The organism is Halomonas sp. AOP12-B1-6 (assembly GCF_052379225.1).
Classification (GTDB): domain Bacteria; phylum Pseudomonadota; class Gammaproteobacteria; order Pseudomonadales; family Halomonadaceae; genus Vreelandella; species Vreelandella casei.
Genome location: NZ_JBQSYK010000001.1, coordinates 996,639 through 1,014,664 on the forward strand (window position 1 = coordinate 996,639; position 18,026 = coordinate 1,014,664).

The 18,026-nt window shown below is 53.8% G+C and carries 13 protein-coding genes; 3 read left to right on the plus strand and 10 right to left on the minus strand.

Going from position 1 to position 18,026, the window contains the following annotated elements; genetic code table 11:
• Window positions 1-53: 53 nt before the first annotated feature.
• Together mdoH and ACT3TR_RS04470 are read right to left on the minus strand one after the other, a co-directional pair.
• Complete coding sequence (gene mdoH, locus ACT3TR_RS04465) at window positions 54-2,555, minus strand: glucans biosynthesis glucosyltransferase MdoH (protein ID WP_096282434.1); 2,502 nt, start codon at window positions 2,553-2,555, stop codon at window positions 54-56.
• Between the two features lies 1 nt (window position 2,556).
• Window positions 2,557-4,140 (minus strand): glucan biosynthesis protein G, encoded by a 1,584-nt coding sequence (locus ACT3TR_RS04470; protein ID WP_096282097.1) that lies wholly within the window; start codon window positions 4,138-4,140, stop codon window positions 2,557-2,559.
• 377 nt (window positions 4,141-4,517) lie between these two features.
• Here ACT3TR_RS04470 and ACT3TR_RS04475 point away from each other — a divergent pair, with 377 nt between their 5' ends.
• Together ACT3TR_RS04475 and ACT3TR_RS04480 are read left to right on the plus strand one after the other, a co-directional pair.
• Window positions 4,518-5,150 (plus strand): class I SAM-dependent methyltransferase, encoded by a 633-nt coding sequence (locus tag ACT3TR_RS04475; RefSeq protein WP_096282098.1) that lies wholly within the window; start codon window positions 4,518-4,520, stop codon window positions 5,148-5,150.
• A 94-nt stretch (window positions 5,151-5,244) separates the two neighbouring features.
• Complete coding sequence (locus ACT3TR_RS04480) at window positions 5,245-6,612, plus strand: PepSY-associated TM helix domain-containing protein (protein WP_096282099.1); 1,368 nt, start codon at window positions 5,245-5,247, stop codon at window positions 6,610-6,612.
• Between the two features lie 34 nt (window positions 6,613-6,646).
• Here the strand turns inward: ACT3TR_RS04480 and ACT3TR_RS04485 are convergent, their stop codons facing one another.
• The 8 genes from ACT3TR_RS04485 to ACT3TR_RS04520 form a co-directional block, all read right to left on the minus strand.
• Window positions 6,647-6,850 (minus strand): hypothetical protein, encoded by a 204-nt coding sequence (locus tag ACT3TR_RS04485; RefSeq protein WP_096282100.1) that lies wholly within the window; start codon window positions 6,848-6,850, stop codon window positions 6,647-6,649.
• A 123-nt stretch (window positions 6,851-6,973) separates the two neighbouring features.
• Window positions 6,974-7,531, minus strand: a complete 558-nt coding sequence (locus tag ACT3TR_RS04490; RefSeq protein WP_096282101.1) for a histidine phosphatase family protein — start codon at window positions 7,529-7,531, stop codon at window positions 6,974-6,976.
• 3 nt (window positions 7,532-7,534) lie between these two features.
• Entirely contained in the window at window positions 7,535-8,584 is a 1,050-nt protein-coding gene (locus tag ACT3TR_RS04495) for an ABC transporter ATP-binding protein (RefSeq protein WP_096282102.1), read from the minus strand.
• Between the two features lie 16 nt (window positions 8,585-8,600).
• Window positions 8,601-10,331, minus strand: coding sequence for an ABC transporter permease (locus ACT3TR_RS04500; RefSeq protein ID WP_096282103.1), 1,731 nt, complete (start codon window positions 10,329-10,331; stop codon window positions 8,601-8,603).
• Between the two features lie 69 nt (window positions 10,332-10,400).
• Window positions 10,401-11,723 carry an ABC transporter substrate-binding protein gene (locus tag ACT3TR_RS04505; RefSeq protein ID WP_096282104.1) on the minus strand — a complete coding sequence of 441 codons (1,323 nt, stop codon included), beginning with the start codon at window positions 11,721-11,723 and terminating at the stop codon, window positions 10,401-10,403.
• A gap of 162 nt (window positions 11,724-11,885) precedes the next feature.
• On the minus strand, window positions 11,886-13,160 hold the full coding sequence (locus tag ACT3TR_RS04510) for a sigma-54-dependent transcriptional regulator (RefSeq protein ID WP_096282105.1): 1,275 nt from the start codon (window positions 13,158-13,160) through the stop codon (window positions 11,886-11,888).
• The gene (locus ACT3TR_RS04515) at window positions 13,148-15,106 is read right to left on the minus strand and encodes an ATP-binding protein (protein ID WP_217990298.1); all 1,959 of its coding nucleotides are present in this window, start codon (window positions 15,104-15,106) and stop codon (window positions 13,148-13,150) included. The genes ACT3TR_RS04510 and ACT3TR_RS04515 overlap by 13 nt, the downstream gene beginning before the upstream one ends.
• Window positions 15,107-15,144: 38 nt before the next feature.
• Entirely contained in the window at window positions 15,145-16,338 is a 1,194-nt protein-coding gene (locus tag ACT3TR_RS04520) for an ABC transporter substrate-binding protein (RefSeq protein WP_096282106.1), read from the minus strand.
• A 450-nt stretch (window positions 16,339-16,788) separates the two neighbouring features.
• Between ACT3TR_RS04520 and zigA the strand changes: the two genes are divergently transcribed.
• Window positions 16,789-18,015, plus strand: a complete 1,227-nt coding sequence (gene zigA / locus ACT3TR_RS04525) for a zinc metallochaperone GTPase ZigA (protein ID WP_096282107.1) — start codon at window positions 16,789-16,791, stop codon at window positions 18,013-18,015.
• Window positions 18,016-18,026: the final 11 nt, after the last annotated feature.

The window sequence follows — 18,026 nt, forward strand, 5'->3', positions numbered from 1 at the left end:
AGAAGAGAATCAAGCCAGCCTTTCAGCCAGCTTGATTAGTCGTTATAAAACGCTTATTTAAACGTAGGCAGGTGTTTGGAGTCGCGCCCTGGCAGGCCATAGCCAAACCAGCTTTGATGCGCGTTGCTATCGTTCCACACGTGGTAGTGCAACTGCGACATCATCACCGGATCATCTAGAAAGTCTAAACGCTCCAACTGACTCATTGCCGCCGGGCCCATCCTGACCGCGCGTGAAACCCGCTCGTCTCGACGCCTGCGCACGGGCTCAGCATCTGAATGCCGTGAAGCGCCTAACGCAGTGGCCAGCGCATTAGGGACGGGGTCCACCACCACCTGGGCAAAGGACGGTGCGGCCATTCCTGCGTTCATCTGGGAAAGCAATTTCACCATACGCCGCAGCACCCGCGGCGGCTGCGTCTCTTCAGGAATCCTGAACAGCCGCTTTTGAAAGCTTAAGCGCCCTAGCGAGACTCGGCTCGACAGTACCGATACCGGGATAGACACCATCAGGGAAACCACTATAGGCGATAGCCACCAAAGAAACGTCGGTTCAAGCACGTAAACGCCTGCGGCCCACACGGCGCCTATCAGCGTTTGGCTCCAATGGTTGCGTATCCCATCGCCCCAGGTGGTGTCGCTATTTTCACGCGAGGGTGATCGCCACTGAACCTCCCAGCCCATCACGGATGCCAGTACAAAGCGGGTGTGAAACAGCATTCTTACCGGCGCTAGTAGCATCGAAAAAAGCGACTCGAGCACCATGCTGGCCAACACTTTGAGCGGCCCACCAAATTGGCGGCTACCGTTGATCCACACCAGCAGCACGCTAAGAAACTTAGGCAAGAACAACAGTAGCGCGGTCACACCGAACAGCCCCACGGCTAAGGTTGGATTCCACTGCGGCCACACGGGAAACAGCATTCCCGGCTCTGGGAAGTAGTTAGGCGTGCCAAAGGTATGCACGGCTAGTAGCGCGGTAGACAGCACTAAGAACAAACACCATAGCGGCGCTGAGAGATAAGACATTAAGCCCGTCAGGAACACGGCACGGTGTACGGGATGAATGCCTTTCGAGAAAAACAGCCGAAAGTTCATCAAGTTGCCGTGGCACCAGCGCCTGTCGCGGTTGAGCTCATCGAGTAAGTTAGGCGGCATTTCTTCATAGCTGCCTTCCAACCGATAGGCAATCCACACCCCCCAGCCGGCGCTGCGCATCAATGCCGCTTCAACGAAATCGTGGGATAAAATCTCGCCCGACATCGACCCCTTGCCAGGCAACGGTGCGAGCATGCAATGACGCATAAAAGGGGCCAAGCGAATGATCGCGTTGTGGCCCCAATAATGCGACTCACCAAGCTGCCAAAAGTGCAGCCCCGCGGTAAACAGCGGCCCGTAAACCCGTGTTGCAAACTGCTGCATGCGCGCATACAAATTGAGCCGCCCGGAGGCCCGTGGCGCGGTTTGAATAATGCCCGCTTTGGAATGCACCTCCATCATTTGCACCAAGCGAGTCAGGCATTTACCGCTCATCACGCTGTCAGCATCCAGCACCAGCATATAGCGGTAAAGCGCGCCCCAGCGGCGACAAAAATCGTCAAGATTGCCGCTTTTACGTTTTACACGGCGCTGTCGGCGGCGGTAAAAAACCTGCCCGAAAGCCTCCAGATCGCGGCACATCGCAAGCCAAGCGTAGCTTTCCTGAATAGCAATGTCGGCATCAAAGGTATCGCTCAGAATAAAGATGTCAAAATGCTGATCATTGCCCGTGCTGCGTAGCGATTCCAACGTGGCGCGCACGCCGGCAAACACTCGGGCAACATCTTCATTACAAATCGGCACCAGCAGCGCTGTGCGCGCTTCGGCGTGAATCGGCTCGTCACCGACTTCGCTATCAATGGCGTAGCGATCATTGCCGCGTAATAGCTGGAAGAACCCCATCAGCGCCGTCCAAAACCCTGCGGATACCCAGGCAAACAGCAGCACAAACAGTGACAGGATAGTTATCTCAAGCCACTGCTGCCCTTGAGAGGGAAGCACGGTACGCATCTGATTGGCCGCGATGATGCTTTGGCCGAAAATCAGCACCAGCAAAATCCAGCGACGCCTGGTGGCCACCCATCGCCAGGCCGCAGGCGAATGATATTCTCTTTTGCGCCGGCGGCTCCAACCGCGGTTAGCCCAGTTCTTAAGGCGCCGACCGGTATTCACAATAGGATTGGTCGACCACTGCTCCGGTGCCAGCGGCGTTCGCTTGATGGGAAGCGACGTGCGCAATCGAGTAATGCCTGACGCGTCGGTTGAAAGCACCTCAGGTGGCGCTAGCGGCGGCTCTGCATAGGCCAGCGCCAAGCGCCGGCCAACGGATGACGCGGCCGGATCACTGTCGTCGCTATATTCCTCGCTGTGCCCGCCTAACGTAGCATGCAACGACGCCATGTCGTGTTGATCAAGATCACCGACTAATAGCTTACGCCGCTCATCGCGATCCTGAGTCTCGAGCGCCAAGCGCTCAAGGTAACGATTAGTCGGCGCAGGCGTCCTGGAAGCACTCATATCAGCCATTCGCAGGCAGCCTATAGTACCAAGTTTCAGAGATCGGCTTGCCATCGCGCATTAGCTGCGCCCTTATATCTAGCGGCTGGCTGGTATTCTCGCGCTTCACGTTGATAAACACGCGCCAGCCACCGCTAACCGGATTAGGTACAGCGCGGCTAGACGCTAAGTTGCCATTATCCCCCACGCTTGCCTGAACGCTGATGTTGGCATTGCTGCCAATACCATCAAGCGCGGGCCCAACAAAGTCGATAACGAACGCGAGCGTACCGTCGGCCTCACGAACGAGGTTATCCCTAACCACCTCGCCACGCGAGCGTCTGGTTTCATCAACCCAGGCAAGCTGCGGATCCAGATGACGCTCTTCATCGACGGAGGTCGTCATACGGTAATCAAAGGCCAGTGGCGTACCCGGCTCATACATTTCATTAGGCAACCACATCGATACGATGTTGTCGTTGGTTTCATTACTGGTGGGAATTTGAATCAGCTCAACGCTACCGGCACCCCAGTCATTAAGCGGCTCGACCCAGGCGCTTGGACGCAGGTCATAGCGCGCATCAAGATCCTGATAGTCGCTAAAGTTGTGGCCGCGCTGCATCAACCCATAACCGCCTAACTCAGGCGTTTCTTGTCGATTCATCATCAGCCTGGCCGGATTCACCAGCGGGCGCCAGGTTCGGCCATTCTGCTCATCGTTGATGAGCAAGCCATTAGAATCATGGATGGCGGGCACATAGTTAAGCGTCGATGAAGGCTGCTCTGGGCCGTAAAGGTACATACTCGTTAACGGTGCTATCCCCAGTTTTTCGACCGAGCGGCGCAAATAAAGGCGCGACTGTACATCGACCAAGGTTTCGTCACCAGGGCGCAGCACAAAGCGATAGGCACCGGTCACACTAGGTGAATCGAGCAATGCAAAAATGGTTAAATATTGGCTTTCTTGGCTAGGTTCGACAATCCACATTTCTTTAAAGCGTGGGAACTCCTCACCCGATGGCAGCCCCGTATCAACCGCAAGCCCGCGCCCTGAAACACCGTAAACCTGCCCTCTACCTACGGCACGAAAATAGCTTGCGCCTAGAAACACCATGACTTCATCTTTGCGATCAGCATCATTCATCGCATAGTTAATTCTCAAGCCGGCGATACCCAGGTCGTCGCTATTTTTAACGCCGTCAGGGATATTTAAATCACCGTAGGTAAAATCGTCAGCGTTGTAAGCAAAGCCATGAACGTCGCCCTGCTGATCAATACTATTTAACTGGATCGCACTGTTGTAATGCATTCCCTCGTGGAAAAAGCTAAGCGTAAACGGCGAACCAGTACCGCTCCAAACATCGCGATCCCGCTTATATTGGATTTGCGCATACTCCGCATAGCTGAGTTCTTGCAGCTCATTTGGCATGGCCGTTTCTGGCGCGCTGTAACCCTGCTGAGCCAATTCCTCGGCTTGTCTGGCAACATCATCAAAACCGAAGGCGAAAGCTTCAAGAGGAATGCTGCCAATCAGCAGCCCGCCTAGAACGGCGACAGAGCGAAAGCCTTTGCGGCTTAAGATGTTTCGTGGGGTAAATCCTCTCATTTAGCGTATTGCTCCTGGACAATCCTTTGACTAAGTTCAAATTCGCTTATGTGCCGAATTGGCATACCATCATGCTCATTCGATCAGTTGAATGCGCCGTATTCAAGCACAACGAAGGCATCAGTCGCCAGCAGCTTAAATCAGCTACCCACCCCGATATCCTTGTAAGAGAACATTATAGACTGGTTATGGGCTAGGTGGTTCTTAAAGCTTCGGGCCGTAGCGACAGTCTCGATAAAACAGTCTCGACAAAACAGTCATCATAAACCTGTAACGACAAAACAATGCAGTGGGGGTTATTCGCAAACGCTTAGCGCTGCAGCCTGACGTGGTGTACAACAGAGAGTACTCAAAACGGCTCGCTTGGAGTATCTCACGTGTTCAATACTACCGCATGGAATCGCCTACGCTATACCGCCTACGCCCCCTTTTATGACACCGTCGCTAACCGCGCATTTCGTAAACCGCGACGCATTGCGCTCGGCCAAGTGGACTGGGAGCCAGGCATGCGAGCACTCATGGTCGGTGCGGGTACGGGATTGGACCTGCCCTTTCTACCGCATGATATTGAGCTGCACGCCACCGACTTGGCACCCGCTATGGTTAAGCGTACAGCCCAACGCGCTGAAGCACTTCGCCGCGACGTTGAATGCCGCGTTATGAATGCTGAGTCGCTCAACTATCCCGATGAACACTTTGACGTCGTGATCATGCACCTGATCATTGCGGTGATGCCTAACCCGCAGCAAGGGCTTAGCGAAGCGCATCGCGTGTTAAAAACGGGTGGACAGCTGTGCGTGATGGACAAATTCCAACCGGATAGCCAGCCTTCGGGAGCGGGCCGGCGCTTGCTGAATCAACTGACATCGGCCATTGCCACTGATATCACCCGCCAAGCGCAGCCGCTACTCACGACGGCAGGTTTTTCCATTCGTCATGACGAACCCGTGCTGATGAACGGGGTATTTCGCGCCCTGCTCGCCACCAAGCCTATGCACTCAACTGCTTAATTATGCGTCCTTTAACCGCAGCCTGCTGACTAGTGATCGATAACGATACTGTATAATCTGATCAGCTACTTAGTCGATTAAGCTCGGAATAAAAATGACAAAACGCCCATCTGTTCGCACTAGCAAACTACTGTTCACGCTGCTTAGTCGCCTGCACTTATATATTGCCCTCTTCGTTGGGCCGTTTATCCTCATCGCTGCGCTATCCGGAATTGCTTATCTGCTGAGCCCGCCGCTGGAAGAGTGGCTTTATCACGACACGCTATATGGCGTCAGCCAGGGCGAGGCTCAGCCGCTGGCCGCCCAGATTGATACGGCCCAACGCTACTTAGACCAATCGACATTGCCAAACGCCGTGCGCCCCGCACCACAGCTCGGCGACACTACTCGGCTGATGTTTAACGCGCCTGATCTTGGACCCTCGGAACACCGTGCGATCTTTGTTGACCCTATTTCGCTGGTCGTCACGGGTGACACTACGGTTTACGGCACCAGCGGTATCTTACCGTTACGCACCGCTATTGATCACTTTCATCGCCAGCTATTAATGGGCGATGTTGGCCGTCTTTATAGCGAGCTGGCCGCCTCGTGGCTTTGGCTAGCCGCGCTCGGGGGGATTCTGCTATGGGCTTGGCAGCGTCGCTCGCTAAAAATGCTTTCCGGACGCCAGTCAACGCGACGGCGCCATGCAACGCTAGGGGTGATCTTGTCGCTAGGACTGCTCTTCTTTTCGGCAACCGGGCTTACCTGGTCCCAATGGGCGGGCGGCAACATTGGAGAGCTGCGCAATGCCTGGGGCTGGAGCACGCCAAGTGCCTCGACGGCACTAATCGACACCGATAGCCAGCCACACGATGAACACGCAGAGCATCACGGTCATTCGGCTCCCGTTACCACCAGCGTACAGCTGCTGCCCGAGGATTTTGACCGCGCGCTAAATGCCGCTCGGGCAGCCGGCTTAAAGGCCCACCGTATTCAGCTCTCTCCACCGACAAATGAAAACCAAGCGTGGCGGGTAGCGGAAATAGACCGACGCTGGCCAACACAGGTCGATCAAATCGCACTACATCCACACAGCATGGCCGTGACCGATCAAACTGATTTTTCTACCTTTCCCTTAGCCGCCAAGCTCACTCGCTGGGGCGTTGATCTGCATATGGGGGTACTGTTTGGTATCGCCAATCAGCTAGTGCTAGCGCTAATCGCCGCGGGGCTGGTCGCACTGATCGCACTGGGCTATGTAACGGCATGGCGACGGCTGCGCGCAGCGAGCGGCCAGCGCTTTCCCACCATTGCAGAACCCTGGCTCATGCTACCGCTCACTGCCAAACTCAGTGTGAGCGTGATCGCTATCGCTCTAGGCTTAGCGCTACCGGTGCTTGGCGTGAGTCTGGCGGTCTTTATCGTGATTGATGCGCTGCGCTGGTGCATAGCCACTAAGAGGCATGCGCGTAATCGCTGAGCGCTGGGTCGCTATAGTGTTCTCACCATAACGCTTACGCCAAGGCGATATACAAGTCTTCCAGAAAGTCGGCCACTCCTTTAGGCAGCGTACGCCCAGCTAACGTTTGCACCTCAATAGTGCGGGCACTCATCTCATGATCGCGAATAGGTAAGGAAACCAGCTCGGCGTGAGTGGGGCCATAATTCGCATTTCCACTTTGATATTCTGTTTCGGTGGGGGCAAGATCGTCAAACAAAGGATTACCCCTTAGCAGAAACTAGCCTATATGGCCTTAGCTATATTTTTGAAGCCCTCTAAAAATGTGGGCATTATCCTACCACCACCGCTACATTCAACAATGATGATGACATTTATATTGCTACCGCATTTTTTGGTTGGATGCCAGATTCAACCTGAGGAGCGCTCCATTACCTAACAGTTGCCGCGATAGTCCTTTCTCAGAATCTTCGTTGAGAAGCCGCTGTAAGCCTCCTAGCCAAGCGCCATGGCCAAAGGCCAATACCGGACCGGGCGTTGCAAGCACTCGCTCATAAAACCGCATGATCCGAGCATTGAATGCCTCGAACGGTTCCCCCAGCACCAACCTATGCGGTGCGCTTTGCCAGATACCGGGATGTTCGGATTCGAGATCATCCCATGTACAACCTTCCCATGAGCCAAAAGCTATCTCGACTAAGTCGGGATCTGGCTCAGCCTCTGGAAACCCGTGCAACGCTGCCGTTTGCCACGCCCGTTGCAATGGAGAGGTCACTACCAGTGCGAACTCTTGGCCCATTATTCTTTCAAGGTTACCCTGCAATGTCTTTGTATCCTGATCGCTTAGAGGGTCATCTAGCGCAATGTCCCGCTGGCCCTGTAAACGGCCAGCACTGTTCCATGATGTACGAAAATGGCGGATAAACCACAGCTCTTCCATAGTTTAATCCACTAGCAGCGGTGCGGTGCGACTATCGATAGACATCGAAATCGACGCCCCGGGCTCAAACGGTGGCTGTCCAAAGGAGTGAAGCATGTCTATAACGATACAACCATCAGGCGTGTCGACTAAATAGCGAATCTGACTACCTAGAAACTCTCGATGTGCCACTTGACCAACAATGTCACCATCTGCCCCAGCGTCGGCTAAGCGAATGTTCTGCGGGCGCAATACAATGCGGTTGGCTCCCAGCACATTCTCGCTCGTAGGTAGACGCTGCCCAGCTTCAGTGACAAACGTGCCCTCCTGCATGGTGCCTTTAAGGATATTCGCAGTACCGAGAAACCCAGCTACGAAGGCATTTTCAGGGTAATCGTAAAGCTGCTGGGGCGTACCAATCTGCTGGATCACGCCTCGATCAAGCACTGCCATGCGATCAGAAGTGGTATTGGCTTCCTCCTGGTCGTGTGTCACGAAAATCGTAGTTAGGCCTAGCTTTCGCTGTAGGGCTAGCAATTCACGTCGCATCTGAACACGTAGTGCAGCATCCAGGTTCGAGAGCGGTTCATCAAGCAGCAACACCTGCGGCTCAATGGCGATGGTACGAGCTAGTGCGACGCGCTGCTGCTGCCCACCCGACAGTTGTGCGGGCATACGGTCAGCCAGGTGCAATAGGCCTACAGTTTCGAGGGCTTGTTCAACCTTAGTACCAATCTCGCGTTTGGGAATACGGCGTTCCTCCAGTCCAAAAGCTACGTTTCTGCGTACCGACATATGTGGCCACAACGCATAGGACTGAAACACCATCCCCACGTTACGTTTCCATGGTGGCAGGCTGGCGATATCGTGCCCACCAATAAGGATGCGGCCACGCGGCGTTGGACCAAATCCTGCAATCGCGCGTAAGAGCGTTGACTTCCCCGAACCGGAGGGGCCTAAAAAGGCAAAGAACTCCCCCGGCTCAATCACCATGTTAATACCTTCCAGCACCTTGGTTTCGCCAAAGGACAGGTGCAAGTCCTCGATCTGTATACCGGCTTTGGTCTGGCTCATCTATACTCTCCGAATCTTAATGCTGGTCGTTGGACATGGTCTGACGGACACGCTCACGCTCAATGATGCGTTGCGACAGGTAGGTACCCAGCGCTACGATCACGACCGCCAGAATACCAAGCGCGGCACCTGCTCCACGTCCAGCGGGCGACTGCATGTATAAGTAGATTCCATAGGCAAGTGGTGCATCCGAAGCGCGCCCAACTAGCATGATCGTCGCAGAGAGTTCTACTGCGGCGGTGGCAAAGCTAGTGACAAATCCGGCCAGGATGCCTCCAGTCATCAGCGGCACGACAATGCGCCGGATTGTGCTGGTACGCGAGGCGCCAAGACTGGCAGCCGCCTCCTCTAGCGATAGGGAGACTTGCTGCAACGCCGCCATGCAAGCACGTAGCGCATAGGGAAGGCGTCGTACTGCAAGCGCGATGATGATAATGCCCCAGAAACTCGAGAGTTGGCCAAGCCCAAACGGTAATTGGACACCGTGGAACATACGCAGGTAACCAATACCCAGCACCACCCCCGGTACCGCCAATGCAGCGGTGGCCATGTAGTCCAGCCATTTGCGGCCCGGCAATCCTGTACGGATCACAATATAGGCGATCGCAGTACCCAGCAGCACGTCGATCAGGGCTGCTGACCCAGCATAGATTAGCGTGTTCCATACATATTGTGAGGACTGGGTAAAGATCGTGACGAAGTGCTCCATTGTGAAGCCATCAGGCAGCGGAGAGAACGACCAAATCGTACCAAAGGCTAGTAGCAGCAGCCCTAAGTGGGGGGATAGCACCAATGCCAGAATCAACAGAATCACGCCCCAGGCCAGCCATTTCTCACGTGGTTTAAGGTCGCGGCGCGATAGACCTCCGCCGCCTTTTTGAACGGTGGCATAGTCCTTTCCGCGCATGAACAAAAACGATGCCCATAGAGAGAAGATCGAGAAAACCACCAAAATGAACGAGATCACGTAACCCATCGGGTCGTTAATCCCTACTCCGGTGATACGCAGATAAGCCTGCGGCGCCAACATATTGTTGACGTTAAGCAGTAATGGCGTTCCCAGGTCGTCGAATACTTTGATGAATACCAGCGCTGCACCGGCCAAATATCCGGGCATTGCCAGCGGGAACACAATGCGCCGAAACATTCGCATTCCGTGCGAACCCAGGTTCTGCGCTGCTTCTTCCATCGAGCGGTCAATATTTCGAAGGCTCGCCGACAGGTTGATCAAGATGAAAGGGAAATAGTGTATAGATTGAACGAGTATGACCCCGTTGAGCCCCTCCATAAACGGTATGCGGAAGCCGAAATACTGGTTCAAAAGCAGGTTGACAGAACCATTGCGGCCAAATAACAGCGACATGGCAACCGCTCCTACGAACGGTGGCATGATCAAGGGAATAATGCCCAATGCCTGAATCGCCGCAGTGCCAGCAAAGTTGAACCGCGTGGTGATATAGGCCAGTGGTAGCGCAATCAATGTTGCAAACACGACTGACATGACCGAAACGTAAAGCGAGTTAACGAAACTTTCGCGAAAAAGGCTGGTATTAAAGAAATCTTGAAAGTTCTGTAATGTAAAGCCCCCAGTGCGTGAGTCCAAAAAGGCCACATAGAGCACTTGCGCAACTGGCAAAATCAGAAAGGCCATAAGGAAAATGGCGATCAGAATTCCTGAGATGGCAGCACCTGACAGACGGGGAAACAGGGTGAACCCGCGTGAAGCGGTCTGATATGAATCAGGCATTATAACCTCGGAGTGTCGTCAATTACCGCGCTGACGAGGCAGCGCGGAACTCTACTTGTTTCAGAGCACTCAGTTCAGCGCGATTGCTTGATCGGCGAGCTCTTTTGCCTGGCGATAGTTCTGGACAGCAAAACTGTCCCAGGACTGCTCTATCTCGGACTGACGCCCTACAACTTCAGTGTCAGCATCGGCACTTGAGGAAGTAAAAACGTTCGTTAAGGAAGGGTTGAGTGCCTCTTCCTCGGTCACTGGCATCGCTTCGATCAATGCACGTGCTTCAGCGATAAGAGCCAGGGCTTCCTCGTTACCACTTTCTGCATGCGCTGCCTCGGCTTGCTGGACGGCAGCTACTGCGGCTCGCAAGTCATTGAGGCGGTAGGTTATTAGCACATCAAAGAGAGAGTTCACCAGGTTATAACGCTCTCCGGATACATCGACATCAAACTCGATTGCATTAGGAGCAAACTCTTCCGAGAACGGATTGGGGAAATCCTCAGGCGCGTTAGCATAAGCATCTGGATTGACCGGCAAGCGCATGATGGCGGGACTCAGTAGGACTTCCTGCCCCTCAAGTGAGAGTAGAAACTCTACAAACTGCTTGGCCCCCTCCTGATTGGGAGCATTCTCGATGATACCGATATTAGCAGGAACGATGGCTGTCACACTTGGATAGGCTAATTCGACGGGGAAGCCAGATGCCTTGGACGCCAAGCCGAAGAAGTCGATGACGATTCCGAAACCAGTGGCCCCTGAATTAACTGCATCAGGCACCCCAAAGCTACGCTCGGTAACCGTATTCATATTACCCGCGATCCATTTCCATGTTGCCCAACCCTCTTGCCAACCTTCGCCCTGAAGCACGGTTTCGACCGTCAGGTGAGTAGTGCCAGAACGCGAGGGGGCAGACATCGCTACGTGCCCATTGTATTCGGCACGCTTGAGATCTTCCCATTCTTCAGCCACAGGTAAGTCGTTGGCCTGAATATAACGAGTGTTGTACATGATCCCGTATCCCGAGGCTGCAAAACCATAGTAGGTGCCATCGGGGTCATGAATCGGATAGCCACCGATTTCATCAGGGATACCTTCATACTGTACATCTACGGCAGCCAGTAGCCCTTCCTCTTTGAGTACTTCGAAGGCATCAGGCGCCGACGCCCACATAAGGTCGATACTATTGGCACTGCGGGTTTCTTGTAGATACGAAACGGCGGCATTCGTATTACGGCTGACTACTTCTAACGTCGTGTCGGGGTAGGCGGATTCAAAGGCAGCCTTGAAGGGATCAGTCAAATCGCGCGGGAATGAAGTCACTACAGTCACCGTATCGGCAAAGGCAGCGGAGGAAGTCATTATTAGTGCAAGTGCACTAATCGTCATGGTTTTGTTCATTTTATACTCCCATGGTCGTCAGACGAGCACCGGTAAAAGCTCGGCGTGCTTTAACACACAGGAACTATGCAAGATAGAAAAAAACCTTTCAACCTATTGTTTTATTTAATTTTTAGGGTCAAAACCGACACACCAAATGGGTCATAAATGTCCCATTTTTCATTACAGCAAATCGTGGTGGCGCAGGCGCAAATAAAGACGTTTTCGGGGAATATCCAAAAGAGCAGCGGCTTCGGCTTTTCGGCCTCCAGACTGAAGCAGAGTAGAACGCAGTAGACGGGCCTCAAACTCTTCCATCGCCGCGTCGTACCCCTGGCCCTTTCCCTTACCGGCATAGCTAGTCATACACAAGCTAGTATCCAGACCGATGACTAGCCGCTCAGCCAGATTGCGGGCCTCTCGAACATTGCCTGGCCAGTCGTAGTAGGCAATGCGGCGACTTAGGGCACTATCTATATGCATCTTCGGCAAGTTATGGCGGGCCGCAGCCTCTACAACAAAATGGTTGACCAGCAACAACGCATCATCTTCGCGCTCGCGTAGTGACGGTAAAAAAAGCGTTCCTGCGTTAAAGCGATGCAATAGGTCAGCACGTAGTCTGCCTTCGGCCACTAGCTGCTCGGTTGGGTGTTTAACACTACCCAAAATACGCAGATCGACCGACCGGGGTGCTGCTCCCAGCGGCGTAATTTCGCGCGTATCAACCACGCGCAGCAAACGCACCTGCAAGTTATCAGGCATTGACTCAAGCTCGTCCAGGTAAAGCACGCCGCCTTGCGCTCGCGCGATGAGCCCAGGTGAATCGCTGGTACCGAATAGTTCGCGATCTACATCAGCCTCGCTCAACGCACCGCAGTTTATGGCTACAAAGGGAGAAGCGCCCCGCGCCGATAGATGATGTAGTACCCGTGCAACCAGCTCTTTGCCGGTACCGGTCTCTCCGGCAATCAGCAGGTCGACATCAAGGCACGCTAGGCGTCGCAGTTTTTCTCGTAACTGCCGTATGATGGCAGAACCTCCGATTAATCGATCCTCAATGCCCGTTTGACGCAGTCGTTCGTTCTCCAGATACAAATCACGCATGGCCTGAGCCCGCTTTAGCACGTCCAGCATCAACTCTGGAGAGCAAGGCTTTTCCAAAAAATCATGCGCGCCATTGCGCATGGCGCGCATAGCGGCGGGCACATCGCCATGGGCCGTGATCAAAATGAAGGGGACTTCCGGCGCGAGTTCCCGCACGCAATCGAGAAAATCCAGCCCGGATAAGCCAGGCATGCGCATATCAGACAGGATCACACCTGGAAAATCTGCCGTCAGCTCGTTCAACGCCTCTTGGGCAGCCATATATCCATGAACCTGGAACCCTGCTCGTTCCAACGTTTCGGTGGTCGCCTGGCGAAGGTCCTCGTCATCCTCGACCAGCATCACTTCGGGCATTTCATCACCTCTTTTTCTTTATCCTGCCAACGGTTCAGGCGTAGTTTTACCTCGGCTCCACCCTGCGAGTTCTGCTCAATTTGCAAGTGTCCGCCCATGTCCTGCATAACATTGAATGCAATGGAAAGACCCAAACCTAGCCCTTTACCTGGTTCTTTGGTGGTTACGAAAGGATCGGTCAACGCTAGTCCACTTTGCCCCCCTAGGCCTACACCGTTGTCACAAATCACCAGAAGAACGGGGTTGTGCTGAGTCAGCTCGATACGGATAAGGCCTGGTTCGGCCACGTTTTCCCGCGATTCAATTGCATCTAGTGCGTTGCCCAAAATATTGAGCAGCACTTGCTCTAATAAAATATCGTCACCAGAAACATCTATTCCTGCCAGATCATCACACTCTACATGCACACTCTCGCTACGCAGGCGATGATCCAGCAGCTCCAATGCGGCCTGGATGGGGTCAGCCAGTATGACGCGGACATTCCGATGAGCCGAGCGACGTGCGATACGACGCAGATGGCCGATAGTGCGGGTAATACGTTCCAGCAGCGCTTCAATACGTGCAATAGCGGGATGCGTCTCGGGGTGGGCCATACCTAAGTTGTGCAGGCGATGCCCAATAGCGGCAAGTGGCTGATTGATTTCATGGCTGATCGCAGCCGACATCTGACCAAGCGCTGCCATTTTACCCGCTTGTACCAGTTCACGCTGAGTCAATTCTAAACGCTCAATTGCCTGCTGACGCTCATGAACTGAAGCGCGAAATACTTTGACCGCACGTGCCATATTGGCGATTTCATCTCCCCTTGCCACATTGCTAGCTTTATCGTGCAAGGGATAATCGCCTTGCGCGATAAGCGTTAAATCAGTGGAGAGCCTTTCAATCCTTAGCAAAATACGCTTGTGAACAAAGATGGCCAAAATAATGGCCGTCGCCACAGCTCCCAACAGCGTTACCATTCCCAGCCATAACGAGCCTTGCATGATCGTCGTCGCGGCGGTGTCAGCGCGCCGCTGGGCACCGATTCGCTCAGCACGCCCTAAATCGGTCAAGCGTGCTTGCATGTCGGCCAGAGCGGCCTGAGCACTATGCAACTCATTTACAGCAGCGTGGTGAAGCGCTAGACGCTGGCGTACCTGCGCGAAAATACTATTGGGCTCCAAAGCAAGCCCCTTCAGCTGTTCTAGCGCTTGTAGCAGTAACGCCACATCAATTCGTTGTGGCAAGTTCAGCTCCGCTAGCTCTAGCCGGTCTAATGTGTCACGCCCTAGTGTGGCCGCCTGCTCTATTGCCTCTAGACGGTCACTTGAACGTGCTTGTAATAGCAGAGCCGTTAGGGTTGCGGCCTCGGAGCCAATTTGCTGTACCCGATCGCGCAGCAGCCAATCTTGAGATAATGCCTGCTTAGCGCCCTCGCGAGCCATCAACCCACCGTTATCCACTAACGTCGCTAACTGCGTGTCCATGTTGAAGGACAGATCACTTAGGATTCCTTGCACCTGGCCCTGCACATCAGCGTGGGCCCAACGCAAGCCCGCACCTGTCCGGGTGTCTTCTTGCCGGAGCATTTCAAGTTCAGCACTAAGACGGCCAAATTCAGCGAGCGCACGACGTAGATTACCTTCAGCGGTCTCGATGGAGGTGCGGACGGCATAGCGCCCAGATGCTGCCAACCAAATTGGCGATCCCAGTACCGCCTCTACCGCTGCAGAAGCATTGTCTATGGACCGCTTCATACTCTCATCATGCATCTCTGGGGCGGCGACCACTTGCATCGTTAGTGCGGCCAACTCGCCAGTGGCCTCAGCCAGCTCACCCGCCAACGCCACAGCGGGAATGCGCTCCTCCGCCAGCACACGAAAGTCATGCTCGGCGCGCAGCATCACCATCATGCCTACTGCCAGCACTCCCGTCGCGACAATAACAACCAATATGAGTACTGCCACCAATTGTCCACGGATTGAGCCCCTATACCGCCAGCCCATCATTGACGCTCCAGTTCACGGATAAGCGCTTCCACATCACGTAATATCCCATAAGATCTCTCGGCCCATTCCAACAGCGTCTCGCGATCCTGAGGGGCAGAGCGCGCCTGATGCTCGGTTATCGGCATCCATGTCAGCAGTTGACGAACTCGGTCAATCTCGAACGCCGGAACATTATTTACCGCGCGCAGCCGTCGCCAGAGCTCTCGGCGTAGCAGTAAATCACGTGCAACAAAGGCCTCAAACAGCTGATTAATCTGCCAGTAGCGGCGCGCAGCCAGCTCAGGATCATAGCGCGACCAACTAAAGTTCAGGGCCGCGCGAATGGATGGGTCCAACGATTCCGATAGCTCGGCTCGGACTTCAGAATTCACAGGAATGCGGCGGATATCGGGATTCAGCAAAATACGCTGTCCTTCGGGAGATAGAATAAACTCCATGAAGGCGTGCGCTGCAACGGGCTGCGCGCCCCCTTGAAGAGCAGCAATACGCGCGGGGATAACGATAACGGGGCGACCATAGCGAAACACCAATCCGCGTTGACTGCGCGTCAACGCCAGGAAGTCGATAGTCAAACCGATAGAAAAGTCACCGTTCTCGATACCTTCTAATACGCCATAGCTACGTGCTGAAATAGTATTTAGCTGGCCTGCTAGCTCAAGAATCCAGGCCCATCCTGCTTGCCAACCACGATCCTGTAAAATCGTCTCTAGCAATGAGTGCGTTGTGCCGGAGCGTAATGGGTGTGATATGGCAATATCTTGCACAAGAACTGGATCTAACAGATCGTTCCACTCTTGAGGTACATATCCATCATATGGGGTACGCCATGTCCACCCTACGGCTGAGTATGCAAAATCCACGAACGCCCCATGCCCTATATCATTAAGCCGCTCGCCTTCATCTAACACTACGAAGGCCTCAGGTGCTGAGGCCCAAATAAGATCAAAGTGGCGCTCATTTCCGGCTAGTACTTCATCAACGGCTGCGTGAGTGTTCTTATTCAAGAGACGAATAGAGAGGTCAGGGTGGCGAAGAACAAATGCTTGGACGATAGGATCGACCATATCAGATTGATAAGAAGTGATAATCCTTAACTCATTTGCCGATGCTGGCGTCATTACTAATGCCGTAGTTACCCACATGACGACCAGTATGTGCTTCAAGTATTTATTCTGCATTCCCCAGTGCATACCCGCCCCCTTACAACAGCCGCTATCTATTTAATTGTTATAAGGCATCATATTGACCCCTCCTGACTTTTTAATAAACAGCTATGGAACTTTGTTTGGGCTTAACCACATCGCCTCATTAAACAGATGCTTACTTTTTTAATCGCTCTCTATATTGGATTGCCGATCGCCAGGAATGGCAATACAACAACGTATGAACGCAATACATTGAGTAATGAAGGCAATGGACTACAAGCGTTAGGAAATACTTACACCAAACGTTAACTGCCTCTAAATCCAGGCAGAGTAATGCACTGCCCCAATGGCTAGAGCCTACCTCACGGTGTTAATTGCGGCAGTAGTACAGTTTCAATATCACCATCTTTAGAAATGAGAATGTGACGTCGATGACATCATGAATTTATTGTTATATTATCACATAACATAAACCCGTTTAGAGGTGATCTAGCAATGACTGCGTTCTCCCCCTTACCCGTCACCGTGCTCTCCGGCTTTCTGGGCGCTGGTAAAACCACTGTGCTCAATCATATTCTTGCCAACCGTGAAGGCCGCCGCGTGGCGGTGATCGTCAACGATATGAGCGAGGTGAATATCGATGCGGCCTTAGTGCGCGGCGGCCCTGGTGAATCGACGCTAGATGGTGAGGTCGTGCTTAACCGGTCAGAAGAGCGCTTGATAGAAATGAGCAACGGCTGCATTTGCTGCACTCTTCGCGAAGATCTTCTTGAAGAAGTCAGCCAGCTGGCAAGGGAAGGCAGATTTGATTACTTGGTCATCGAGTCCACCGGTGTTTCCGAACCGCTGCCCGTGGCGGAAACCTTTACCTTTGAAGATGAAAGCGGCCAGAGCCTTTCCCACGTTGCGCGGCTGGATACGCTGGTCACCGTAGTCGATGGCGCTAATTTCCTTGAGCAGTATCGCGAAGCGCAAAGCCTCGCTGACGCTGGCGAAAGTCTGGGCGAAGACGACGAGCGCAACGTCGCGGACTTACTCGTCGATCAAATCGAGTTCTGCGATGTGCTGCTGATCAGCAAGACCGACCTGATTAGCGATCGAGAGCTGGAAGCCTTAAAGGCCATACTACGTTCGTTAAACCCTGATGCCGAGCTGGTGCCCATCACGCAAGGCGGCGTACCGCTCGATAAAGTGCTCAACACCGGAAAATTCAACTTTGAGCGCGCTCAGCGGGCCCCCGGCTGGCTAAAAGAAATGCGCGGCGAGCACGTGCCTGAAACCGAAGAATACGGGATTGGCAGCTTTGCCTATTACGCCCGCCGCCCTTTCCATCCTCAGAAATTCCACGACCTGCTCAACCAAGAGTGGTTCGGCAAAGGGCTATTACGCTCGAAAGGCTTTTTCTGGCTCGCCACCCGCCCTCAGGCCGCAGGTCAGTGGAGCCAGGCAGGCGGCATCGCTCACCACGGCCCCGCCGGCATGTTTTGGAAAGCCATACCGGAAGCCAACTGGCCGGAAGATCCTGAGACGCGGCACTTCATTATGGAAAAATGGCAGGAGCCGTTTGGCGATATGCGCCAGGAGCTGGTGTTTATCGGCCAGAACCTGGATCAAACCCAAATGCGTGAAGCGCTGGATGCCTGCCTGCTAAGCGAGGCAGAACTGCTGGAAGGTATGGCGGCATGGAAGCAACTGCCCGATCCTTTTCCCGCCTGGGAGTAAGCCACTGCGGC